The organism is Pseudomonas sp. SWRI77, assembly GCF_014269105.1.
Taxonomy (GTDB): Bacteria; Pseudomonadota; Gammaproteobacteria; order Pseudomonadales; family Pseudomonadaceae; genus Aquipseudomonas; species Aquipseudomonas capeferrum.
On sequence record NZ_JABWRV010000001.1, the window covers coordinates 139,590 to 163,983 of the forward strand.

The window sequence follows — 24,394 nt, forward strand, 5'->3', positions numbered from 1 at the left end:
CACCTCTGGGCAGCCTGGCTAGCGCATCAGGCCGCTTGCTGGCCCGCCGCGAGGCGGGCCTCACAAAAGCCCGCCTTACCAGTTGTAACTCAACTTGGCCGTGAATTCGCGCCCCGGGTTGTAGTAGTTCGCCGTGCCGGAACCCACCACATGCTGCTCATCAAACAGGTTGCTGACGTTCAGGGCAAGGTCGGTGCCCTTGGCAATTCGGTAGTTCAAAGCCGCATCGAACAACGTGGTCCCATCGCTCTTCTTGGTATTGGCAGCATCCATGTAATAAGCGCCAACATACCGCGCGCCCAGGCCGACGCTCACGTCTGTATCGGGAATGCTGTAGTAACTCCACAACGAAGCCGAATGCTTCGGCGCGGTGGTAAATTCCTTACCCTTGAGCGACGAGCCGTCATACAACGCCCCGCGCAGCACTTCGGACTCCATATACGAATAAGCCCCGATCACGCTGATGTTCTGCGTCACTTGCGCCTTGGCTTCCAGATCAAGGCCGCGCACGCGGGACTCACCTACCGTCTGCTGCTCGATGATGCCGCTCGGTAGCACCACGGCGATGGTGACGTTTTCCTGGGTCAGGTCATAAATGGCAGCGGAGAACAACGCGTCCATGCCCATGGGCGAATACTTGATACCCACTTCGTACTGCCGGCCGGTCTGCGGGGTGACGCCGACCTGGGGCGGCGAGACCGATTCGACCATGCTCACGTAGGTCGAAACCTCATCGTTGACGATGTAGGTCAGCGCACCGCGGTAAGAGGTTTCGGAGAAGTTGTCGCTTTCACTCCCCACCGCGCCGATGTACTCCTTGCTGGACAGCTCCATGGAGTCATTACGCACGCCCGCAGTGGCGATGACGCGGTCGTAGAACGACAGGTTCTGCTGCAGGAACACCGCCTTGGTCGTGGCGTCATTCTTTTTGCGGGTATAGGGCGTGATGCCGCCTGGCACACCGGTGAATACCGGGTTGGCGATGTCGATCGAAGGCGCCAGGCCATAGACGGAGCTTTGCTTGGTGGTCGAGTCCAGATATTCCACACCCACCAGGGTGCTGCTGTCGACGTGCTCGAACTGGGCATCGTACTGCAGCATCAGGTTGCCGTTGAGTTGGTCGGCGTCGCTGTCGGTACCAAACACGTAGCGGGGAATGGTGGTGCCAACGCGCGTCGGGCTATCGCTGAGGTAGGCGTAGCCAAAGTCATCGCTCAACTCGCTGTAACGCAGGTTGCTGCGCAGCACGAAGCCGTTGTCGAAGTCGTGGGTGATATTACCGCTGAGGCTGGTGCGCTCGACGTTGTGGAAGTTGTAGCTGGGCTCACCGTAAAAATCGCTGCGGTCGTATTCCTTGTCCAGCGGGTAACCACCGCTGTTCGGCGAACTGTCGGTCTTCAGGTAGTCCAGAATCATTGTGGCGGAGGTGTAGTCGGTGGGCGCCCAGGTCAGGCCACCCATCACGAAGCGGTTGTCGTCCTGGGAATGGTCGTACTCGCGGTCGCTGTTCTGCAGCTTGGCGGTGAAGCGGCCGGCCAGGGTTTTTTCGTCGTTCAGGGCATCGCCTACATCGATGCCTGTTTCGGCATGGTCATAGGAGCCGTAGGTCACGTAGCCTTGGCCGAACTGCTCGAAGCGCGGCTGTTTGGTCACGAAGTTTACCGAGCCGCCTGGGTCTGCCGGGCCAAACAGGGTGGAGTTGGCGCCGCGCAGAATCTCGATGCGCTCGTAGGCGAACGGGTCTTCACGCACGCCGCGCATCGAGCTCAAGGTGAGGCCATCGCGGTAGGTCGTGGCCTGGAAGCCGCGGATCTGGAAGTAGTCGTTGCGGTCGTCCGAGCCATAAAAGTCGCTGATGACGCCGGGGGTGTAGAGCAGCGCCTCTTCCGTGGTGCTGACACTGCGCTGCTCCATTTCCTTGCGGGTAACCACAGACACGGACGCAGGTGTGTTGAGGATGCTGGTGGCGACCTTGCCACCCACCCAAAGCTCCTTGGCAACCACCGAGTCGGTGTCGTCGTCAGCACTGGCCTTGACCTTGGCATTGATGATGACCGGCGCAAGGCGATAGTCCTCGGTCGCACCCAGTTCGAGCGGGCCGGCAGGCTTTACTTGCGGGATCACCAGGTAGGCGTTCGGGCCTTGCTGCTGCGCCTGTAGCTCGGTGCCCTGCAACAACGACGACAGGGCTGCCGGTGTTTCAAGCGGGCCTTGTACGCCTTGGGTCGTGCGGTCGGCGATGCTCTGCGCATCGTAGGAAAGGCTGACACCTGCCTGTCGCGCAAAGCGGTCAAGCGCCGGCGCCAGCGGGCCGGCAGGGATGCTCCACTGCTGCAGCGGGTTGTTGTGATCAGCAGGCAATGGTTGCGCTAGCGACGGCAACGCATAGCTGCTGACAACCAGCCCCAGGAAGGCGCCGTGCAAGGCTCGATTCAAGGGGTGGCGCTGGGGAACCGGGGTCGAACTCATTTTCTCGCTCCGTGGAGTGCTGGCGGACTGGCCTGTATTCCGGCCTTCCCTACAAGCCGAACGAGAATGAGAAAACACCTCATTTATTTTCACAACATTGTGCAAAAGCCGCCGGCCCTATAACTGCCCGTCCGCCACCAGCGCTTCCTGCAGGGCGGGCAGTGGCCGGCTCAGCAACGCGCCGACCAATACCGCGAACAGCAGCGCCGCCACACCTGCGGCCTGCAACACTGCCTCGAACCCACCCATGAACGCCTGGCGGGCCAAGGGGGCCACCGCCTCCCGCAAGCAGGGCTCAAGCACGGCCAACGCCGCCTGCAAGTCGCCCGCCGCAACCCGCGTGGCCATCACGGCAACCTGGCCCAGCTGCGCGGGCGCCACGGCGGCCATCGAGTCGTAGAGCAATTGCCCGCTACGGGTAGCCAGTACACCCCCAAGCACACCGATGGCCAGCACAATCGCGCCGAACCGCGTGGTAGTGCTCAGCCCGGAAGCCATGCCGGTGCGCTCACGCGGCACGCAGGCCATAATGTTCTTCTGCGTATCGCCATTGAGCAGGCCTGCGCCCGCGCCCAGCACCAGGCTGGCCAGGGCAAAGGCGGTGTAGCCGCCGTAGCCTGCGGCCCAGGCACACAGCAGGTTGCCCACCCCCACCAGCACCAGGCCAAGGGTGAACACCTGCGCCGGGCTCAAGTGCGCAGCCAGGCGCATGCCCAGCCGCGGGGTCAGCAACATGGCCACGGCGAATGGCAGCATGCCCGCACCGGCCGCCAGGGCCGACAGTTGCAGGCCGTTCTGCAGGTACAGCGGCAACAGGGTCATCATCACCTGGGCGCAGGCGGCGTAGGCGAACATGCCCAGCAAGGCACCGACGAAGCGCCCGCTGCGCATCAGCCGCAAGTCGATCATCGGCCGCGCCTGGCTGCGCTCGACCATGATGAACAGGCCGAACAGGAACGCGCTGATCAGCATCCGCCCCAGGGTCTGGGCGCTGCCCCAGCCGACCTGGTTGGCGTCGATCATGGCCCAGATCAGGTAACCCAGGCTGCCGGCGAACGTCAGGCTACCCCACGGGTCGAGGCGTGCTGCGGCGCTGTCGCGCGAGGGCTCGACGCTGCGCAGCACCATCACTGCCAGCACCACCACCAGCGGCAGGTTGATGTAGAAGATCCAGCGCCAGCCCAGGGTGCTGGCAATCACCCCGCCGAGCAGGGGTGCGAAGGTGATGGTGGCGCCCATGCAGGCGCCCCAGAAGGCCCAGGCGCTCAGGCGTTGCTGGGGTTCGTGGAAGCGATGGCCGATGGCCGCGAGGGCGGCTGTCAGTAGCATGGCCGCGCCGATGCCCTTGGCGGCCCTGGCCAGGTCAAGGAACATCAGGGTGGGGGCGGCGCCACAGGCCAGCGAAGCGGCACCAAACACGGCCAGGCCGATAAGCAGCATGCGCCGCCGGCCGAAGCGGTCGGCCAGGCTGCCGGCGGGCAGCAGGCACGCGGCGAAGGCCAGCAGATATGCGCTGACCACCCATTCGATGTCGGCAAACGAGCCGGACAAGTCACGGGCGATACTGGGCAGGCTGACGGCAACGATGTTGGTGTCGAGGATGATCAGCGCACAGACCAGCGAGGCGGTGAGCAAGGTGAAGCGCGGGGAAGCGGTGATGGGCATGGCAAGGCTCCAGAAGCGGGCTGGTTGTCATGGGGCCCCTTGCTGTGTCACCGGCAACTGCCGATACCTTTGCCGCCACGCCACCAGCCTTGTAGTGTTGTCCTCACCTTAACGCCGTCAGCCCCGAGGCTTGTTAGCCGCCAAGGCCCGCGTCATTAGCTTGCAGGTAACACCGCATGGAAATCCGCCATTTCCGCTACTTCCTCTGCGTCGCCCAACATGGCCATTTCACCCGGGCTGCGGAACAGCTGGGCATCGCCCCGCCCACCCTCAGCCGGCAGATCCAGGACATGGAACGCGAGCTGGGCGTACGCCTGTTCGAACGCAGCCAGCGCGAGGTCAACCTCACCGCCGCCGGCCAAGCCTTGCTGATCGAAGCCGAACAGGCCGTACGCCAGTTCGACGCGGCGCAACTGGGTGCGCAGCGTGCGGGCCGAGGCGAGAGTGGCAGCATCGAGTTGGGCTATGTGGCCTCTGCTGCCTATTCGGGCATGCTGCAGCGGCAAGTGATCGGCTTCAGCGAAAGCCACCCCGGCGTGCGCCTGAACATCCGCGAACTGCCCATGGCCGAGCTGCCCGACAGGGTCAGCGACGGCCTGCTCGACCTCGCCTACGTGCGTTCGCCCATGGAGCTGCCTGACACGCTGCAAGCCATCGGCCTGCACCAGGAAGGTTTTGTCCTCGCCCTGCCCGCCAGCTCACGGATCAACGAGCTGCCACAGATCCCGGCGGCACGCCTGGCCGGTGAAACCTTCATCCTGCCCGAGCAGATTTCCGGCACGCTGGAAGTGGCGGCACAAGGGGGTTTTGTCCCGCGACTGGGCCCGCAACCCGGTAGCCTGGTGGCGGTGATCACGTTGGTGTCGTTGGGCCAGGGCATAGCCGTGGTGCCGGAGTCGGTGGTGCAGCGCATCAGCTTGGCGCAGGTGAATTACCGACGCATTGCCGATTGCCAGGCCAGTTCGTGGCTGAGCCTGATTCATCGGCGTTTCGAGAAGGCGCCAGCGGTGGTCAGGTATATCGAAAGGGTGCGCCGCTGATTGGCTGTTTGAAGGGTGGTGGGGCGTCAGTGTTCGCCTCGGCATTTTCAGCGCCTGTGAGATCGAGCGCCACTACAAAACCCAAGCCAAGCACCTGCCCCCACCACTCCATCACCCCACCGACCGCGCCGCCACCACCTGCGCATGCCCCCGCGAAGTGACGATCCCCAAGAAGGAAATCACAATCGCCAAGCCCAGTGTCGAGCTCACTTCCACCCGGTGCTCAGGCGTGTACATCATCACCGCCAGCGCCGCCGCGATGAAGATGATCACGGCCCAGGTCAACCACGGGAACAGCCACATGCGGAACTTCAGCTCGGTGTTCTCGCGCTCCAGCCGGCGGCGCATGCGCAACTGGGAGATGGCGATGACCAGGTACACCAGCAAGGCGATGGCGCCGGAGCTGGCCAGCAGGAACTCGAACACGCCCTTGGGCGCGAAGTAATTGAGCACAGCAATGGCCGCGCCGATCAAGGTACTGCCGAACACCGCAGAGCGCGGCACGCCGACTTTCGAAGTTTTGTTCAGGAAGGCCGGTGCATCACCGCGCTTGGCCAGCGAATACATCATCCGCGAAGCAATGTAGATCGACGAGTTCATGCAGCTGGTCACCGCCACCAGCACCACCAGGTCGACCATGAAGGCCGCGTTGGGGATGTTCATGATCTCCAGCGCACGCTGGTAGGAGCCCACCACCGCCAGCTGTGGATCGTTCCACGGCACCACCGAGATGATCACGAAGATCGACAGGATGTAGAAGGTACTGATCCGCCAGATCACCGAACGCGTGGCCTTGGCGATGTTGCGTGAAGGGTCGCTGGACTCGGAGGCGGCGATGGTCACAGCCTCGGTACCGATGAAGCTGAACATCACGGTAATGAACGCGCCGATGACCGCTGACCAGCCCTTGGGCGCGAAGCCACCGTGCTCGGCGATCAACCCGCTCAACCCGCTGACTTCACGGTTTGGCAACCAGCCCATCAGCGCCGCGAAGCCCAGGCCGATGAAGCCAAGGATCGCCGTGACCTTGAGAATCGCGAACCAGAATTCGAACTCACCGTACTTGGCCACGCTGAACAGGTTGGTGCCCGCCAGCAGCAGCACCGAAGCCAGGGCGAAGATCCAGCTGTCCACCTGCGGGAACCAGGCGTTCAGCACATGCCCTGCCGCCAGTGCCTCGATGGGGATCACCAACACCCAGAACCACCAGTACAACCAGCCGATGGTGTAGCCAGCCCAGCGGCCGATGGCCTGGTCAGCGTAGGTGGAGAACGATCCGGTGTCAGGGTGCGCTACGGCCATCTCGCCGAGCATGCGCATGACCAGTACCACCAAGGTACCGGCCACGAAGTATGAAATTATGGTGGCTGGCCCGGCCGCAGCGATCGCGTGCCCGGAGCCTACGAAAAGTCCCGCACCGATGATGCCCGCGATGGACAACATCGTTACATGACGTGGCTTGAAACCTTGTGCAAGGTTGCCATCAGATCCCACGGTGTTCATTGATCTTGTTCTCTTTTTGCTGACACAAGGAAGGACGGGGGCAGGCGTAGGCGAACAGTATCTCCTTGAGAGGCCATTGAAATGACACGTCGCTCACGCGCTGTTGTTGGCCTTCTGCACGCTTTCAGAGCAACACATCAGTAGAATTCGGGGTTCATTTAAGCCCCGTAAGGCGTAGGAAAATTACACGAGAACGTCCCGCAGGTGTGCGATCACGACAACGCTTTTCCATTCCCGTCAGATGTCGCGATTGGCATGTCCAAACGCGCCATCCGGCCGTCTGGCGCTATCGCTTTTCATTTGGGTGTGTATCGGCCAAGCATGAAAAAACCCGCTCCCAAGCGGGAGCGGGTTTATCGGGGTAACGAACCGCCGTGACTCAGCGCACCAGGCAAGGCCGCTTGTTGTCGAAGCGCCAGCCCGGTATCAGAAACTGCATCGCCACGCTGTCATCGCGCGCGCCGAGCCCCATGTTGCAGTAGCACTCATGCGCCTTGGCCAACTGGTCCTCATCGATCTCCACCCCTAGCCCCGGCCGCGCAGGCACGCGCACCTGGCCATCGACGATGCGCAGCGGCTCACGCGTCAGGCGTTGGCCGTCCTGCCAGATCCAGTGGGTATCGATGGCGGTGATCTCGCCCGGCGCCGCTGCGGCCACCTGAGTGAACATGGCCAGCGAGATATCGAAATGGTTGTTGGAGTGCGAGCCCCAGGTCAGCCCCCAGTCATGGCACATCTGCGCCACCCGTACCGAGCCCTGCAAGGTCCAGAAGTGCGGGTCGGCCAGGGGGATGTCCACGGACTGCAACTGGATCGCATGGCCCATCTGCCGCCAGTCGGTGGCGATCATGTTGGTGGCGGTGGGCAACCCAGTGGCGCGGCGGAACTCGGCCATCACCTCACGGCCCGAGTAACCGTTCTCGGCACCGCAAGGGTCTTCGGCATAGGCCAGCACGTCGTGCTTGTCACGGCACAGGGCAATGGCCTCTTTGAGTGACCAGGCGCCGTTCGGGTCGAGGGTGATGCGTGCATCGGGGAAGCGCTCGGCCAGGGCGGTCACCGCTTCCATTTCTTCCTCGCCGCGCAGTACGCCACCTTTGAGCTTGAAGTCGCTGAAGCCATAGCGCTGGCGGGCGGCTTCGGCCAGGCGCACGACGGCTTCGGGCGTCAGCGCCGGCTCATGGCGCAGGCGGAACCAGTCATTGTCAGCATCGGCCTCGGCGCGGTAGGCCAGGTCGGTCTGCTGGCGGTCGCCGATGTAGAACAGGTAACCCAGCATCTTCACCGCTTCACGTTGCTGCCCTTCACCCAGCAGTGCGGCCATGGGCACGTGCAAGTGCTGGCCGAGCAAGTCGAGCAAGGCCGACTCGACGGCAGTGACCGCGTGCACAGCGATGCGCAGGTCGAAGGTCTGTAACCCGCGGCCGCCGGCATCGCGGTTGGCGAACGCCTGGCGCATGGCATTGAGCACGCGCTGGTAATGGCCAATGGGCTGACCGACTACCAGGCTGCGGGCGTCTTCCAGGGTCTGGCGGATCATCTCGCCACCCGGCACTTCGCCCAGGCCGGTGTTGCCCGCGCTGTCGCGCAGCACCACCACGTTGCGGGTGAAGTACGGGCCATGGGCGCCACTGAGGTTGAGCAGCATGCTGTCGTGGCCGGCCACCGGGATCACGCGCAGGTCGGTGACCACGAGGGTGGCGGAGTGCACGGCGGGTGTCGTCTGCATGTTCATGGTTTTTATCTCGCAGTCATCAGTGGGTCTGGCCCAGGGCCGAAGGCGCCTTGAACTCATCGGAAGGGGTGCCCTTGGGGCGGGTGCGGACGAAGAACACGGCGATCGCCGCCAGCACCGACGTCACCGCCAAGGCGTACAGGCCGCCCTGTATCGAGCCGGTCTGTTGTTCGAGCAGGCCGAAGGTGGTGGGCGCGACGAAGCCGCCGAGGTTGCCGACCGAGTTGATCAGCGCGATCACGGCCGCCGCGATGCGGGCGTCCAGGTAGCCCTGGGGGATCGGCCAGAACAGTGATGAGGCCGACTTGAACCCGATGGCGGCAAAACAGATGGCGACGAAGGCGAACACCGGGCCACCGGTGGTGGACATGAACATGCCGATGGCGGCGATCACCAACGCGGCGGCCACCCAGGCCTGCTGGAACTTCCAGCGGCTGGAACCGGAAGCGAAGGCGTACATGGCCAGAATCGAGATCAGCCAGGGGATCGAGTTGAAAAAGCCGACTTGCAGGTCGCTGAGGTCGCCCATGCGCTTGATGATGCTCGGCAACCAGAAGGTCGCGGCATAGATGGTCAACTGGATGCAGAAGTAGATCAGGCAGAACAGCACGATCTGGCGATCCTTGAGCAGGCTCCAGGCAGAAAGCTTGACCGCGCCGACTGCCTCACGCTGACGTTGCTCGCTGTCGATGGCCTGCACCAGCGCCGCCTGCTCGGCCTGGCTCAACCACTTGGCATCCTGCGGTTTGGAGTCGAGCCAGAAGAATACGAAGAAGCACAGCGTCACCGACGCCATGCCTTCGATGAACAGCATCCACTGCCAGCCGTGCAAGCCCAGCCCCTGAATCTGCATCAATGCGCCGGCCAGCGGGCCGGAGATCAGCGAGGCCAGCGCCGAACCGCTGAGGAAGATGGCAATCGCCTTGCCGCGCTCGGCGCCTGGCAACCAGCGGGTGAAGTAGTAGATCACCCCGGGGAAGAAGCCGGCCTCGGCAACGCCCAGCAGAAACCGCAGCACATAGAACTGGGTTTCGGTCTGGACGAAGGCCATGGCCGTGGCCACCAGCCCCCAGGTGAACATGATGCGGGTCAGCCACAGCCGAGCGCCGACACGCTGCAGCAGCATGTTGGAGGGCACTTCGAACAGTGCATAGCCGATGAAGAACAGCCCGGCGCCAAACCCATAGGCCGCCGCACTGATGCCCAGGTCGCTTTCAAGGTGGGGGCGGACGAAGCCGATGTTGACGCGGTCGAGGTAGTTGACGATGAACATGATGACGAACAGCGGCAGCACATGGCGTTTGACCTTGGCCACGGCGCTGGCCAGTGTGTCGCCGCCATTGCAGGCAGGCGGAGCGAGGGTGTCGTTCACTTTGCGGGTCTCCCACTAGTTGTTTTTATGCGGGTTGTCTGACATGACAGTGGGGGGAGCATAGGCTTCGCGAAGTTGTACGACAAGATCGATAAAGTCGCCAAAAAGGCAAAATACAAGCTGCCATAATGAGAAAATGCTGCGATCTTTCAAAAACAACTGCGCACAGCGCTGGCTTCATCAGACTAAAAACCAGCAAAAATTATTTTTATGAATTAACTTGTCGTACAAGCCAACCGATAACACCGAGCCCACCATGGACACAGCCCCCACCCGTGTTCGCGGCCACAGCCGCGCCCACGACCTGGTTTCCAGCCTGACCCAGCAGATTTTGCTGGGCACGTTCAAACCCGGCGACAAGTTGCCCTCGGAAAACACCCTGGTGCGCGAGCATGGGGTCAGCCGCACTGTGGTGCGCGAAGCCTTGTCGAAGTTGCAGGCCTCAGGGCTGGTGGAGCCCCGCCACGGTATCGGTACATTCGTGATCGAGCGCCAGCGCCAGGCAGGCCTGCGCGTTGGCGCAGAAAACGCCGCCAGCGTGCGCGACCTGCTGGAGCTGCGCATCGGCCTCGAAGGCCAGGCCGCCGCCCTCGCCGCGGTGCGTCGCAACGACGGGCACGTGGCACGCATGCGCCAGGCGCTGGACGACTATCAAGACCTGGCGGCCGCCGGCGACAGTTGCATCGAGGCTGACCGGCGCTTCCACCTGTTGATCGCCGAGGCCACCGGCAACCTGTATTTCAGCGAAATGATGGTGCAGCTTGGCAGCGGCCTGATCCCACGTAACCGCATGGCCCTGGCCGAACGTGCCGGGGCCAGGTTGGCCCGGCATGCGTACCTGGCCAACCTGGAGCATGAGGCGATTCTCAATGCCATCCGCCGCCAGGATCCGGATGCCGCGCGGGCGGCGATGTGCCTGCACCTGTCCAACAGCCGCGACAGATTGCTGCCCGAATGACCTTGTGGAAACCACCTTGCGGGCCTTTGTAGGAGCGGCCTTGCGTCGCGAAAGGGGTGCGCAGCAGCCCCAGGTTCTATGTCACAGCAGAGATTGCCGGGGCCGCTTCGCAGCCCTTTCGCGACGCAAGGCCGCTCCTACAAACCGCAGGCCGGGCATCAGGCCAGCGCCCGATCCACCAACACCTGCAAGCGCCCCTGCGAGCACTGCTCGACCCTCGCCTCGACCCCATACACCTCGGCCAGCATCGCCGGTTTCAGCACATCCGCAGGCGCCCCACAGGCGACCACCCGGCCCTCGCGCAACACCACCAGGCAATCGGCCTGGCTGGCCGCCAGGTTGATGTCATGCAGCACCGCCACCGCCAGCAGCCGATGCGCCACTACCCGCTCACGCACCGCGCCCATCACCCGCAACTGGTAGTGCAGGTCCAGCGCACTGGTCGGCTCATCCAGCAGCAGTACCTGCGGATTGCGCGCCAGCAACTGCGCCAGCGCCACCAACTGCCGCTGGCCACCCGACAGGCTGTCGAGCGAGCGCTCGGCCAGGCCCTCGATGCCCAACTGCCGCAGCGCCTCAAAGGCATGGCCGAGCAGGTCGTCACTGCCGCCGACACGCAACGCCGCAACGATGCTTTCCAGCACGCCCAAGGCAAGCCCCGGCGGCAGCTGTTGCGGCATGTAGGCCAGGCGCCGGGCGCGCTCGGCAAAGCCCAGCCGCGTCACATCCTGGCCATCCAGGCGCAGTGTGCCCTGCATTCGCTCCAGCCCGGCCAAGGCCCGCAGCAGTGTGGACTTGCCCGCGCCGTTGGGGCCGACCAGCGCCACCAGGCTACCCGCCGGCAACGCAGGCAGCGTCACCCCATGCAGAATCTGCCGTGCGCTGTAGGCAACGCAAAGATGATCGATCGACAGGCTCACAGGCTTCTCCCCCGTCGAAACACCAGCACCACGAACACCGGCACACCCACCAGGGCCGTGACGATGCCCACCGGCACGATCACGCCAGGGAGCAGCAGCTTGCTGGCGAGCGACGACAACGACAGCATCAGTGCGCCCACCAGCGCACTGGCCGGCAACAGAAACCGCTGGTCCTCACCCACCAGCAAACGCGCGATGTGCGGCCCGACCAGGCCGACGAAGCCAATGGTGCCGACAAACGCCACCGCAGTGGCCGACAGCAGGCTGATGCGCAGCAACGAGGCCAGGCGCAGGCGCCGGGTGTCCACACCAAAGCTGCGCGCGCGGTCCTCGCCCATACGCAGCAAGGTCATCGCTGGCGCGGCGCGCAGCGAAAACGGCAGCAGCACCGCCAGCACCAGAGCCAACAGGCCAAGCTTGTGCCAGTCGGCCCGCGCCAGGCTGCCCAACGTCCAGAACACCAGTTGCTGCAACACGTCTTCGGTGGCCAGCAATTGCAGCAGCGACACCAGCGCGTTGCAACTGAACACCAAGGCGATGCCAAACAGCACCAGGCTCTGCACACCGGCACCGCGCAAGCGCGACATCATCTGCAGCAGCACCACCGACAGGCAGGCGAAGGCAAACGCCATCACTGTCACCTGGGCGCTCGGCGCCAGCCAGGCAACCCCGAGCGGGTAGGCAATCGCCAGCGAAGCGCCCAGCGCAGCAGACGACGACACCCCCAGGGTGAAGGGGCTGGCCAGCGGGTTGTCGAGGATCGCCTGCATCTCGGCACCGGCCAGCGACAGCGCCGCCCCCACCAGTACCGCCATCAACGCGTACGGCAGGCGCACGTTCCAGATGATCACCCGCTCGGTGGCACTGAGCGTGGTCGGCTCGAAAATGCCCTGCAGCAAACGCCCCAGGCTCATGCCCGAGGCGCCACTGGCCAGGTCGCCCAGCACCGACACCAGCAGCACCAGCGCCAGCCCCGCTACCAGCAACCCGCGCCGCCACAGCAGCCGGCGATAGTGCCAGGCGGCCAGTGCGGCGCCATCCTGAGCCAGTGCAGTCACTTGGCGTCGACCCAGTACTGGCCGTCCAGGCCGACCTTGAGCAGCTGGTTGATCTCGGCCAGGGTCGCCTGCGGGTCGAGGCCCTCGAAGCGCTCGGGGTGTACCCAGCGGGCCATGGCTTCGATGGCGAGGATGTTGAACGGCGAATTGTAGAAGTCATGCCACAGGCCATGCGCCTGGCCCGCCTGGATTGGCCGCAGTGGCGCGAATTCCGGCCGTGCGGCGATCTTGGCCAGGCTCTGGCGCGCGGTATCGAGCGACACCCCAGCCCCCATTAGCACGCCGGGTGCGCGGTTGCCGGTGGCGATATACACATCTGGGTCGGCCTGCAGCACGTATTCGACGCTCACATCGCCGAGCGCGCCCGGCACCACATCGGCACCAATATTATGCCCGCCCACGGCCTCGACCACGCTGCCCAGGCCGCTCTTGCCGGTGGTGTGCCCAGGCGCCTGCCAGACCCCGGCCAACAGTTCGAGGAAGACCTTGGGCCGCGCGTTGTCCGGCAGGCCGGCCACGCCCTCGGTCACCCGCTTCAGGTGGCGGTCATACAGGCTGAGGTATTGCTGGGCCCGGGCCTCGCGACCGAGCAGCGTGCCCAGCGCTTGCATGCTGACCCGGGTATTGCGGATGGGGTGTACACGAAAGTCGATGAACAGCACCGGTACGCCGGCTTTGGCCAGCAGGTCTGCCACCGGGCTGTGCTGGGTCGGGCCCTCGCCGGCAATGCTGAAGATCGCCAGGTCGGGCTTGAGCGCGAGAATCTGTTCAGCGCTGACGCTTTGCTCGGTGGCCTGGCCGATCAGCGGCAACTGGGTGATCTGCGGGTACTTTTGCGCATACACCGCATAGGTGTGGGGGTCGAGCAGGCGCATGTCGTTCTGCCAACCCACCACGCGCTGGAAGGGGTTGTCGCGGTCGAGCAGTGCCAGGGCGAAGAACAACCGGCCCTCGCCGAGCACGATGTGCTGGGGCGCATGGTCGAGCTCGACCTTGCGCCCCAGCACATCGGTGGCTTGCACGGCACTGGCGGTCTGGATGAACGCCATCGACAACAGAAAAGGCAGCAAGCGCTGCCAGAGGCGGGGAAGTACGCACATGGGGGCATCCTCTTCAAGAGAATCAGTCGCATCAGAAGCGGGGCATTCTAGCCAGCCGCCTGGTGCTACCCATGTGCGGGAATGTATCGGGTTGTAGGTCGCTCGTTACAAACGCCTTGTCGGCGCAGCAACTACCAGGTCAGGCAGATCTTGCCGAAATGCTTGTTGCTCTCCTGATAGCGGAAGGCATCGACGATCTGCTCCAGCTCGAAGTGTTTGTCCACCACCGGCCGCAAGCCATTGGCATCGATCGCCCGCACCATTGCCTGCTGCTGAGCCCGGCTGCCGACCAGCACGCCCTGCAAGCGGATCTGCCGCACCAGCGCCTGCACCAGCGGCAACTGCCCTGCCACCCCGGTAAGGATACCGATCAACGACACATGCCCGCCGATACGCGCGGCAATCATCGATTGCTCCAGGGTCGCCGGGCCGCCGACTTCGATCACATGGTCGACACCGCGATTGCCGGTAAGCTCACGCACCTTCTCGCCCCAGGCCGGGGTGCTCTTGTAGTTGATCAGGTGGTCGGCGCCCAGGGCCTTGAGGCGCTCGAGCTTGGCATCGCTGGACGACGTGGCGATCACCGTCGCACCCGCCAGCTTGGCGAACTGCAAGGCGAATATCGACACCCCGCCGGTACCCTGCACCAGCACGGTATCGCCGGGTTTGAGGTGGTCGTCGCTCATCAAGGCACGCCAGGCGGTAAGGCCTGCGGTGGTCAGCGTGGCCGCTTCGGCGTGGCTGTAACCCTTGGGCGCCAGGGTAAAGGACGTGGCACGCGCGGTGACCTGCGCACGGGCGTAGCCATCCAGGCCATCACCGGGCACCCGGGCAAACCCTTCGACATTGGCCTGGCCGTCGAGCCAGTCGGGGAAGAAGGTGCTGACAACGTTGTCACCCACCTGGAATTCGCTGACGCCGGCCCCCACCGCCGTCACTTCACCGGCACCGTCGGCCATGGGAATGCGCCGCTCGCTCGGCCCCCACATGCCGCTGACCACGGCGAAGTCGTGGTAGTTGAGGGAACTGGCGTGCAAACGCACGGTGATTTCGCCGGCCTGTGGCGCAAGCGCCTCGCAGGTGCCGACCTGGACGTTGGCGTAGCCGCCGCCAGGTTGGACGTAGATGGCCTTGCTGCTCATGGCTGGGTCTCCATCAAGGGAAAAATTTCGGTTCAGCATAGCCAGTGCAGGCAGCTTGCCAACACCAACGATCAGCCGAGCATCACCCGCAACGCCCGGCAATCCGCCGCATGCCAATCGGTCAATTGCGGCCACGGGTTGTCCGGCAGGTTGACCAGTATGGTCCGCGCCCCGGCCGCGCGCCCGCAATCCAGGTCGAAGCGGTAGTCACCGACCATCACCAGCTCGCGGGGCGCCACGCCCCACGCCCCGGCAATTTTCAAAAGGCCGTCCGGGCTAGGCTTGGGCGCGGCCTCGTCACGGCCAAGAATATGCTCCACCGCGAAGCAGTCAGCCAGGCCGATGGCCTCTAGCGTGACATGCGCAAGCTCGCGGGCATTGCGGGTCAGGATCGCCAGCCGACAGCCGCGCTCGGCCAGCTCGCGCACCAGTTCCACCGCGCCCGTCGCTGCCGTCGAGGCCAGCGCCAGGTCGCGTTCATGCTCCAGCAGCCAGGCGTGCTTGGCCGCCGCTTGCGCCGCCGGCAACGCCGCCAGGTGGGTCAGGATGTCGTGCTCGGCCGGGATCTCCAGCGCTTCGCGGATTGCCGCAAAATCGTGCACCGCCACGGTCAGGGTGCCGTCCATGTCGAACACCCAGTTACGCACTTCGCTCAGGTTCATGCCCAGTCCTTGCGATGACGAATGAGGCCTTCCTGGCACGACGATGCCACCAGCTGCCCGGCCTGGTTGAAGATACTGCCCCGGCAGAAGCCGCGGGCATTGCCGGCCCAAGGGCTGTCGGTGGCGTACAGCAACCACTCGTCTGCACGCAGGTTGCCATGGAACCACAGCGAATGATCGAGGCTGGCGATCTGCATGTCGCGCTGCCACACCGATTTGCCATGGGGCAGCAGCGCGGTGGTCAGCAGGCCGAAGTCAGAGGCATAGGCCAGCAGGTACTTGTGCAGCGCTGGCACGTCCGGCAGGTTGCCGTCGGCACGGAACCAGGCGTACTTCACCGGGTCACCCGGCTTGGGGTTGAACGGGTCGCGTTCTGTGACCGGGCGGATTTCGATCGGCTTGGCGCACAACACCTTGTCGCGGATGCGTTCGGGCAGGTGCTCGGCCATGGCACTGGCCAGTTCGACTTCGCTGGGCAGGTTTTCCGGGCCGACCACATCCGGCATCTGCGCCTGGTGCTCAAAGCCCTCTTCGTCGTACTGGAACGACGCGCTGCAGGTGAAGATGGTGTGGCCCTTCTGAATCGCGGTCACCCGCCGGGTGCTGAAGCTGCCACCGTCACGTACCCGGTCTACCGAATAGACCACCGGCAGGCTGGCATCGCCAGGGCGCAGGAAGTAGCCGTGCAACGAATGCACGTGGCGCGCGTCCTCGACCGTCTGGCTGGCCGCCGACAATGACTGGCCCAGCACCTGCCCGCCGTACAGCTGGCGGAAGCCCAGGTCCTGGCTGCGTCCACGGAACAGGTTCTCCTCGATGGACTCGAGGCTCAACAGGTCGACCAGGTCGTCCAACACATGACTCATCGGGGGTTCTCCTAGCAAGGCATCACGGCTCTACAGCACTTTCATGAAGGCAAATGATACAGGGTTTGTCATTCGCACCGCGCATGGCCATCCATTCAGCCACGCAGGGTCTGCTCCCAGTGTGCACGGTCGATGCGGTACAGCACATGCGGGCGCAACGGGTGGCCGGCCGGCAGGCGCGGGTGTTCGAAACTGCCGCTCGGGTCTTGCAGCATGCCAACGGCCTGCATGACCTTTTGCGAGGGCAAGTTGCTCTCGCTAGTGAACGACACCACCTCATCCAGGCGCAATTGGGCAAAGGCACAACGCAGGCACGTCCAGGCGGCCTCGCTGGCAAAGCCCAGGCCCCAGTGGCGCCGCGCCAGGCGCCAGCCGATTTCCACTGCAGGCGCAAAGTCGGCATCGAAGCTGACGTGCAACAGCCCGGTCATGCCGATGAACGCGCCGCTGTCCTTGCGCTCCAGCGCCCACAGGCCGAACCCGTACTCATTGAAGTGGCCACGGATACGCCCGATCAGCGCAGCCGCCTCAAGGCGCGTCAGCGGTGCCGGGAAGTAGCGCATCACCTGAGGGTCGGCGCACAGCGCGGCGAACTCGCGCAGGTCGTCGTCATGCCATTGGCGCAGCACCAGCCGTGCGCTTTCCAGTTGGGGGATGGGGGTCATGGGGTGTGCTCCGGTTTTGCTGTCTTGCAGTTTACAGCGTAGGCGCGGGCGAAGGTTTAACCCAGTGAGGGGCGTATGACGGGCGCTAAACACCTCCCGTGAAGCACCTGGCCCAGCCAGCGCCCACAGGCAATAACACCGACCGCCCAAGAACTGGCAAGATCAGCACTGGCCCCGATTGCGAACTCACCATGCCGTTGCCGCTGATCTACCACGATGACTACAGCCCGGCGTTCCCCGCCGACCACCGCTTCCCGATGGACAAGTTTCGCCTGCTGCGCGACCACCTGGTCGACAGCGGCCTGACCCGCGACCAGGACCTGTTGCGCCCGCAGATCTGCCCCAACGACATCCTCGCCCTGGCCCACGACCGCGGTTACATCGAGCGCTACATGAACGGCGACCTGTCCCGCGAGGACCAGCGCCGCCTCGGCCTGCCCTGGAGCGAGGCGCTGGCCCGGCGCACCGTGCGCGCCGTGGGCGGCTCGCTGCTGTGCGCCGAATTGGCCCTAGAGCACGGCATCGCCTGCCACCTGGCCGGCGGCACCCACCACGCCCATTACGATCACCCCGCCGGCTTCTGCATCTTCAACGACCTGGCCGTGATCAGCCGCTACCTGCTGGAGGCCGGGCGGGTGCACCGGGTGCTGATCTTCGACTGCGACGTGCACCAGGGCGACGGCACCGCGCGCATCCTCCAGGACATACCCGACGCGATCACCGTGTCCCTGCACTGTGAACAGAACTTCCCGGCCCGCAAGGCGCAGAGCGACTGGGACATCCCCCTGCCCCGCGGCATGGGCGACACCGCCTACCTCAAGGTCGTGGACGATGCCCTCAACTACCTGCTGCCGCTGTACCAACCCGACCTGGTGCTGTACGACGCCGGCGTGGATGTACACAAGGACGACGCCCTGGGCTACCTGCAACTGACCGACGAAGGCCTGGCGGCCCGCGACGAAAGGGTCATGCGCCATTGCCTGGGCCGCGATATCCCGGTGGTGGGGGTGATCGGCGGTGGCTACAGCAAGGACCGCGCAGCCTTGGCGCGGCGCCATGGCATCCTCCATCACAGCGCGGCGAAGGTCATCAGTTGTTCACAATGACTGTGGAACCGCCTGTGGATAAGCTGCGCGAAAGCTGCTGCAGCCCTTTGCCTGCGTGCCCTGCAAAGATCTGATCATTTTTTGACCAGTGCTTCCGCAGGGCCGGCTGCGCTAGAATGCGCACTCTTTTCCACAGCCTGCCGCCGCCCATGCCCGATCTACGCCCTTCATCCCCTCCCCTTGTCGCCGTCATCGGTGGCGGCCCCGCCGGCCTGATGGCCGCCGAAGCGCTGGCCCAGGCGGGCTTGGCGGTCGAGGTGTTCGATGCCATGCCCTCGGTAGGCCGCAAGTTCCTGCTGGCCGGTGTCGGCGGCATGAACATCACCCATTCCGAGCCCTACCCCGCTTTCGTCGCGCGCTACGCCGAACGCCAGGGCGAGATCGACGCCCTGCTGCGCAGCTTCGATGCCCAAGCCCTGCGCCAGTGGATTCACGGCCTGGGTATCGAAACCTTCGTCGGCACCTCGGGCAGGGTATTCCCTCGCGACATGAAAGCCGCCCCGCTGCTGCGCGCCTGGCTCAAGCGCCTGCGCGACAGCGGCGTAGTTATCCACACCCGCCATCGCTGGCTGGGCTGGCATGAAGATGGCAGCCTGCGGATCGCTTATCCACAGGGTGAACGACGGGTGAAAGCGGCAGCAGTGGTGCTTGCGCTGGGTGGGGGCAGTTGGGCGCGCCTGGGTTCAGACGGTGCGTGGCAACCACTGCTGGCTGAGCGGGCTGTGGATATCTCGCCCTTGCAGCCGAGCAACTGTGGGTTTGAAGTCGAAGGCTGGAGCACCTTGCTCAAGGACAAGTTTGCCGGCGCACCGCTGAAGAACATTGCCCTCAGCGTGCCGGGCAGCCTGCCGCGCAAGGGCGAGTTCATTCTCACTGCGCAAGGGGTCGAAGGCAGCCTGGTGTACGCCTGGTCGGCGCCGGTGCGCGAGGCCATCAAGCGTGAGGGCCGCGGGGTGCTGCTACTGGATCTGTTGCCAGACCGGCCTGTGGATAAAATTGCTGAAGCGTTGGCCAGGCCGCGTGGTTCACGCTCGATGGCCAAGCACCTGCACAGCCAGCTGGGTATCGACGGGGTCAAGGCAGGCTTGTTGCGGGAGTTGACGGACCAGGCGACCTTCGCCGATCCGCAAGCGCTGGCTCGGGCGATCAAGGCGTTGCCGATTACCTTGGTGCGCGCCAGGCCGCTGGATGAAGCGATCAGCAGTGCCGGTGGGGTGCGCTTCGAGGGGCTGGATGCGGGGTTGATGGTCAAGGCGCTGCCGGGGGTGTTCTGTGCCGGCGAGATGCTGGACTGGGAGGCGCCGACGGGGGGTTATCTGCTGACGGCGTGCTTTGCCAGTGGGTTGCGGGCCGGGCGGGCAGCGGCGGATTGGGTGGCGGGCTTGTTCCACGAATAGAGGCACGCAGTGCCTGGCACCGGCTTCGCCGGTGTTCGCGGGGCAAGCCCGCGCCCACAGAGCCGCCGCTAGCTCAAGGCTTACGCTTACGCGGTCCGCCATTGAAGCTAGGCACCTTACGCACCGCTTTAACAGCTGGCGCCGGGCTAGCCGCCTCGGCACTGTCCATCCAGCGCCCCAGGCCACGCTTGGCGCTGTTCTCTTTCGGCTTCTTGGCCTTCTTCGGCTTCTTGATCACCTGCCCACTGGCATCGGTCATCGGCACCCGGTGTTCAGGGATGAAGTCCGGCTCTTCGTGCCGCGGCAAAGTCTGGCGAATCAGCGTTTCGATCGACGCCAGCATCTGCACTTCGTCGGCACACACCAGCGAAATGGCCTCACCTTTGTTGCCAGCACGCCCCGTGCGGCCGATACGGTGCACGTAATCCTCGGCGACAATCGGCAGGTCGAGGTTGACCACCAGCGGCAGGTCGTCGATGTCCAGCCCGCGTGCGGCCACATCGGTTGCCACCAATACCTGGATCTCACGCGCCTTGAAGGTATCCAGGGCACGCTGGCGCGTCGCTTGCGGGCGGTCGCCATGGATGCCATCGGCGTTGATACCTTCGCTGAGCAAGCGCTCCACCAACTGGTCGACACCGTTGCGGGTCTTGGCGAACACCAGCACCTGGCTCCAGCGCTGCTTGCGCAGCAAGTGGCAGAACAGGTCGGCCTTGCGCTTCTTGTCCACAGGCACCAGCCACTGCTTGACGGTGGAGGCGGCGGCGTTGCGCGGGCTGACTTCGATGCTCAGCGGGTCGTTCAGGGCCAGGCCGGCGAGCACCCGGATCTGGTCCGAGAAGGTCGCGGAAAACAGCAACGTCTGGCGCTTGCGCGGCAGCGCGGCGTACACCGACTGCAGCTCTTCGGCAAAGCCCAGGTCGAGCATGCGGTCGGCTTCGTCGAGCACCAGGGTTTGCACCTGGTTGAACTTCACGGCGTTCTGGCGGAACAGGTCGAGCAAGCGACCTGGGGTTGCCACCAGCAGGTCGACGCCACGGCGCAGGCGCATCATCTGCGGGTTGATACTGACGCCGCCATACACCGCATAGGTGCTCAGCGGCAGGTTCTCGGCATATTCGCGCACGTTGTTGTGTACCTGCTCGGCCAGCTCGCGGGTGGGTACCAGCACCAGCGCGCGGATCGAGTTGCTGGCAACCTTCTCACCTTCCAGCGCCAGGCGCTGCAGCACCGGCAGGGCGAAACCTGCGGTCTTGCCGGTGCCAGTCTGGGCTGCGGCCATCAGGTCGCGGCCGGCCAGCACGGCAGGGATGGCCTGGGCCTGGACCGGGGTCGGGGTGGTGTAGTCCAGCTGCTGCAGGGTACGCAGCAAGGGTTCGATCAGGCCGAGTTTGGCGAAATTCATGGCAATACCGTCAGGGGGTTCAGCGAAGGCGGCAAGTTTACCGCAACACCCCCGCTTACTTGCAGATTTCGCCCTTCAGCGGTTGCGCAGGTTGTGGTGCCTTGCGCCACTGCGGCAGGCCAATCAGCACCACTGCGCCAATGATGACTGCCATGGCCACGCATTCCTCGGCGCCGATCTGCTCACCGGCGAAGACGATACCCAACAGCACCGCCACCGCCGGGTTGACGTAGGCATAGCTGGTCGCGGCTGCCGGGCGTACATGCTTGAGCAGGTACATGTAGGCACTGAACGCGAGGATCGAGCCGAAGAACACCAGGTAGGCCAGCGCGCCCCAACCGGCGGCGGTCGGCATCTGGGTCATGCGCTCGCCCGACACCACGCTGCCCAGCAGCAACACTGCCCCGCCCACCAGCATTTCGGCAGCACTGGCCATCGGCCCCTGGGGCAACGGCAAGCTCTTGCTCCACACCGAACCGAATGCCCACGACGCCGCCGCGAACAGAATCAGTGCCGCGCCAATCGGGCTTGCCTGCAAGTTGGAACCGAGGTTGAGCAGGCCGATACCGACCAGCCCAAGGCCGATGCCCGCCCACTCGAGCCGCGAATTACGGTGACCGAACAGCAAGCCGAACACCAGGGTGAACAGCGGCACCGTCGCCACCGCCAGCGCCGCCACGCCTGAGGCGACACCGGCGTGCTCGGCCACGGTCACACCGCCATTGCCGCAGCTGAGCAGCAGAAAGCCGATTGCCCCCGCCGCCCGCCATTGCGGCCAGGTCGGCGCCGGCACACCCCGCCAGCGCAGGAAGCCGTACAGCAAGCCCCCGGCGATCAGAAAGCGCACCCCCGCCATGAGCATCGGTGGCCAGGACTCGACGCCAATGCGGATGAACAGATAGGTGGACCCCCAGACCAGATACAGGGCCATAAAGGCGCCGATAAGCAGCAGCGGGAAGCGACGGGAGGCAGGCATGGCAAGGTTACTCAAAATCCGTTTACGGGTGGCCTAGTTTAGAAAGGCTACCGAGCAATAATAAGTTACAAAACCAGAATAAATGAGCGGCACACTTGGTGGGGGGAGCGAGTTTGACGGTAGGTTTTCAGCGCCCATAAGGTCGAGCGCCGCCCGCGCGGCGCTCGATCTTATGGGCGCTGAAGATGTAATGGCGACCCCCTCAATGACGCAACAACAACCGCCCCTCAATAGGCACATACCGGCTCGCAGCGCGGATCAGTGACATCGCAGTAAGCCCGGGCACGCCATACACCACCGCTTCAGCACCGTGACGCTGGATGACCCGCTCCAGCAACAGGTCGAAGTCACCATCACCCGAGGCCAGCACCACCTGGTCCACGCGGCTGGCCGCATCGATCACATCCAGGGTGATGCCCACATCCCAGTCACCTTTGGCCGAGCCATCGCTGCGCTGGATGAACGGTTTCAGGCGTACCTCGAAACCCAGGTTGCGCAAAATTTGCTGAAACTGCTGCTGCTTGCTGTCACCGCGGTCGATGGCATAGGCCACGGCCTCGACGATCTGCCCTTCACGGCTGACCTCGGCCCACAGCGCGGCGTAGTTGAAATGACAACCGTGCGCCTGGCGCACGGTGTAGTAGAGGTTCTGCACGTCGGCGAACAACGCGATCTTTTTCACCTGGAACCCCTTCATCTGATGGAATTCGGGGCTGCCCTGCAGCCCCAAAATGCCAGCAGTATGCCAGACCCGTCAGACGTAGGAATCGTCGTCGGAGAAGAAGCCCCCATCATCACTGCCATAATCGGTATCGGCGTAACCGCCCTGGTCATTGCTCCAGCCGCCGTTGTCGGCCACTTGCTGCTGCCCGCCCTGGTCATTCCAGCCACCGCTGTCGCTGGCAGGGGTCGGTTCTTCCTTGATCACCTCGGCCACTTCCTCAGGCTGCGAGTTGTGGTTGAACAGGCTGCTGATACCTTGCGCCAGCAACACCCCGCCTGCCACACCGGCAGCAGTCTGCATCGCGCCGCCCAGGAAGCTGCTGGCGCCACCCCGCGCCGGGGCGGCGCCGAAGCCTTGCTGCTGTTGCTGCGCAGGCTGCGGGTTAAAGCCCGGCGCAGACGGTTCACGCCAGCCACCGCCGGCAGGAACAGGCGCCGAAGGCCGCTGCGGTTGCACCGCCGGTGGCGCACTGCGCCCGCCCGAACCAAAGATGCTCGACAGGAAACCACCGCCGCTGTTGCTCGGGGCGTTGCTACCCGCACGGCTGGCTTCGGCTTGAGCGCGGGCCTGCTTGAGCTCCGCTTCCAGTTGCTTGTTCTGCTCGTCCAGGCGCTTGAGCGCAGCTTCCTGAACCAGGATCGCCTGGGCCATGTAATACGGCGCCGCCGGCTGCTGACGCAGGTGTTCCTCGATGCACGCCTGGGCCTGGGCATCGCGGGGCTGGCTTGGGTCTTCAGCTTGCTTGATGCGGCCGAACAGGCTATCGATCAGGGTTTGTTCTTCAGTGTTCATGAGGCAACCTCGTGGGGAAGCGGGACAACGGACAGCGTCAAAGATGGGGGGTGCAGGCATGGGATTCAATCACCACGGCGGTGAAACTTTTTTCAGCAAGTGACAGCTGCGCGCCCGCTTTGGGCTAAAGTTAGGCCCCTGCTTTTACTGCCATGCGATGTTGACCGATGAATCCGCTGAGCGTTCTGCGCGACTCCCTGTACTTCTTCCGCCGCCACCTGCCAAACATTCTCCAGCTGTGCCTGCCGCTGGTGGTGCTTGAAGCCTTGCTCACCCAGCTGCTGTACCGGCAGCTGGGCGACCAGGCGTCGCCGGCTTACGGCATGCTGGTCAGCCTGCTGTTCTACCCGTTGTACAGCGCGGCGCTGATCCTTTACCTCGACACCCGCAGCAACGGCCAGGACATCGCCAAGCGCGACCTGTTCGCCCGCGCCCTGCAACTGTGGCCGCAACTGGCCCTGCTGATTCTGATCAGCTCGCTGCTGATCATGGCGGGCCTGGCGCTGTTCATCTTCCCGGGCGTGTGGATCATGATCAACCTGGTGTTCGCCGAATACCTGCTGGTGCTGCGTGGCCTGCCGGTGGTGCAGGCGATGCGCGAAAGCGCGCGGATGACCACCGGCCACTTCATGCGCATCATGATCTGCGTGCTGGGCGTGCTGGCACCGATCTGGCTGATCGACGGGCTGTTGCTGATGGCCTTCCCGGAGCCAGCCCCCGGCATGGAACTGGCCATGGACAGCCTGAGCGGCTTCTTGCAGCTGTTCAGTACTGTGGTGCTGTACCGCCTGTTCACGTTACTGGAAGCGGATAGCGGCGCCTGACGCCAGTGACCTTGC

General features: G+C 64.5%; 21 protein-coding genes. 5 read left to right on the plus strand and 16 right to left on the minus strand.

What is annotated here, in order from left to right; genetic code table 11:
• Window positions 1-75: 75 nt before the first annotated feature.
• On the minus strand, window positions 76-2,469 hold the full coding sequence (locus HU766_RS00630) for a TonB-dependent siderophore receptor (RefSeq protein WP_186652629.1): 2,394 nt from the start codon (window positions 2,467-2,469) through the stop codon (window positions 76-78).
• Window positions 2,470-2,586: 117 nt separating this feature from the next.
• Window positions 2,587-4,134 carry an MFS transporter gene (locus HU766_RS00635; RefSeq protein WP_186652630.1) on the minus strand — a complete coding sequence of 516 codons (1,548 nt, stop codon included), beginning with the start codon at window positions 4,132-4,134 and terminating at the stop codon, window positions 2,587-2,589.
• A gap of 176 nt (window positions 4,135-4,310) precedes the next feature.
• Between HU766_RS00635 and HU766_RS00640 the strand changes: the two genes are divergently transcribed.
• Window positions 4,311-5,174 (plus strand): LysR family transcriptional regulator, encoded by an 864-nt coding sequence (locus HU766_RS00640; protein ID WP_186652631.1) that lies wholly within the window; start codon window positions 4,311-4,313, stop codon window positions 5,172-5,174.
• A gap of 111 nt (window positions 5,175-5,285) precedes the next feature.
• On the opposite strand, the gene gabP is transcribed toward HU766_RS00640, so the two are convergent.
• From gabP to HU766_RS00655, 3 genes are all read right to left on the minus strand, one after another.
• Window positions 5,286-6,677: a GABA permease gene (gene gabP / locus HU766_RS00645; protein ID WP_186652632.1), complete on the minus strand. Its 1,392-nt coding sequence runs from the start codon at window positions 6,675-6,677 to the stop codon at window positions 5,286-5,288.
• A 379-nt stretch (window positions 6,678-7,056) separates the two neighbouring features.
• On the minus strand, window positions 7,057-8,412 hold the full coding sequence (gene gudD, locus HU766_RS00650; protein ID WP_186652633.1) for a glucarate dehydratase: 1,356 nt from the start codon (window positions 8,410-8,412) through the stop codon (window positions 7,057-7,059).
• Window positions 8,413-8,431: 19 nt separating this feature from the next.
• Window positions 8,432-9,784, minus strand: coding sequence for an MFS transporter (locus HU766_RS00655; protein ID WP_186652634.1), 1,353 nt, complete (start codon window positions 9,782-9,784; stop codon window positions 8,432-8,434).
• 256 nt (window positions 9,785-10,040) lie between these two features.
• On the opposite strand from HU766_RS00655, the gene HU766_RS00660 reads away from it, so the two are divergent.
• Window positions 10,041-10,742, plus strand: coding sequence for a FadR/GntR family transcriptional regulator (locus HU766_RS00660; RefSeq protein ID WP_186652635.1), 702 nt, complete (start codon window positions 10,041-10,043; stop codon window positions 10,740-10,742).
• 158 nt (window positions 10,743-10,900) lie between these two features.
• Here the strand turns inward: HU766_RS00660 and HU766_RS00665 are convergent, their stop codons facing one another.
• The 7 genes from HU766_RS00665 to HU766_RS00695 form a co-directional block, all read right to left on the minus strand.
• Window positions 10,901-11,662 carry an ATP-binding cassette domain-containing protein gene (locus HU766_RS00665; protein WP_186652636.1) on the minus strand — a complete coding sequence of 254 codons (762 nt, stop codon included), beginning with the start codon at window positions 11,660-11,662 and terminating at the stop codon, window positions 10,901-10,903.
• Complete coding sequence (locus HU766_RS00670) at window positions 11,659-12,720, minus strand: iron ABC transporter permease (protein WP_258714173.1); 1,062 nt, start codon at window positions 12,718-12,720, stop codon at window positions 11,659-11,661. Before HU766_RS00670 ends, HU766_RS00665 begins: the two co-directional genes overlap by 4 nt.
• Window positions 12,717-13,769, minus strand: coding sequence for an ABC transporter substrate-binding protein (locus HU766_RS00675; protein WP_238338544.1), 1,053 nt, complete (start codon window positions 13,767-13,769; stop codon window positions 12,717-12,719). The genes HU766_RS00670 and HU766_RS00675 overlap by 4 nt, the downstream gene beginning before the upstream one ends.
• A 182-nt stretch (window positions 13,770-13,951) precedes the next feature.
• Window positions 13,952-14,962, minus strand: coding sequence for an NAD(P)-dependent alcohol dehydrogenase (locus HU766_RS00680; RefSeq protein ID WP_033701674.1), 1,011 nt, complete (start codon window positions 14,960-14,962; stop codon window positions 13,952-13,954).
• Window positions 14,963-15,033: 71 nt separating this feature from the next.
• Complete coding sequence (locus HU766_RS00685) at window positions 15,034-15,624, minus strand: HAD family hydrolase (protein ID WP_033701675.1); 591 nt, start codon at window positions 15,622-15,624, stop codon at window positions 15,034-15,036.
• Window positions 15,621-16,490 (minus strand): acyl-CoA thioesterase II, encoded by an 870-nt coding sequence (gene tesB / locus HU766_RS00690; RefSeq protein WP_033701677.1) that lies wholly within the window; start codon window positions 16,488-16,490, stop codon window positions 15,621-15,623. The genes HU766_RS00685 and tesB overlap by 4 nt, the downstream gene beginning before the upstream one ends.
• Before the next feature lie 95 nt (window positions 16,491-16,585).
• Entirely contained in the window at window positions 16,586-17,155 is a 570-nt protein-coding gene (locus HU766_RS00695; protein WP_033701678.1) for a GNAT family N-acetyltransferase, read from the minus strand.
• Between the two features lie 191 nt (window positions 17,156-17,346).
• Here HU766_RS00695 and HU766_RS00700 point away from each other — a divergent pair, with 191 nt between their 5' ends.
• Both HU766_RS00700 and HU766_RS00705 read left to right on the plus strand, forming a co-directional pair.
• A complete protein-coding gene (locus HU766_RS00700) occupies window positions 17,347-18,261 on the plus strand; it encodes a histone deacetylase (RefSeq protein WP_186652638.1) in 915 nt (304 codons plus the stop codon).
• Window positions 18,262-18,410: 149 nt separating this feature from the next.
• Complete coding sequence (locus HU766_RS00705; RefSeq protein WP_186652639.1) at window positions 18,411-19,658, plus strand: TIGR03862 family flavoprotein; 1,248 nt, start codon at window positions 18,411-18,413, stop codon at window positions 19,656-19,658.
• Between the two features lie 73 nt (window positions 19,659-19,731).
• Here HU766_RS00705 and HU766_RS00710 read toward each other — a convergent pair whose 3' ends face one another.
• The 4 genes from HU766_RS00710 to HU766_RS00725 all read right to left on the minus strand — a co-directional run bounded on the left by HU766_RS00710 (window position 19,732) and on the right by HU766_RS00725 (window position 23,555).
• On the minus strand, window positions 19,732-21,063 hold the full coding sequence (locus HU766_RS00710) for a DEAD/DEAH box helicase (protein ID WP_033701681.1): 1,332 nt from the start codon (window positions 21,061-21,063) through the stop codon (window positions 19,732-19,734).
• Between the two features lie 55 nt (window positions 21,064-21,118).
• Window positions 21,119-22,039, minus strand: coding sequence for a drug/metabolite exporter YedA (gene yedA, locus HU766_RS00715; protein WP_186652640.1), 921 nt, complete (start codon window positions 22,037-22,039; stop codon window positions 21,119-21,121).
• A 202-nt stretch (window positions 22,040-22,241) separates the two neighbouring features.
• A complete protein-coding gene (locus HU766_RS00720; protein ID WP_156311438.1) occupies window positions 22,242-22,736 on the minus strand; it encodes an NYN domain-containing protein in 495 nt (164 codons plus the stop codon).
• 57 nt (window positions 22,737-22,793) lie between these two features.
• Window positions 22,794-23,555 (minus strand): DUF2076 domain-containing protein, encoded by a 762-nt coding sequence (locus tag HU766_RS00725; protein ID WP_186652642.1) that lies wholly within the window; start codon window positions 23,553-23,555, stop codon window positions 22,794-22,796.
• A 167-nt stretch (window positions 23,556-23,722) separates the two neighbouring features.
• Here HU766_RS00725 and HU766_RS00730 point away from each other — a divergent pair, with 167 nt between their 5' ends.
• Complete coding sequence (locus HU766_RS00730) at window positions 23,723-24,379, plus strand: YciC family protein (protein ID WP_047582415.1); 657 nt, start codon at window positions 23,723-23,725, stop codon at window positions 24,377-24,379.
• Window positions 24,380-24,394 lie beyond the last annotated feature (15 nt).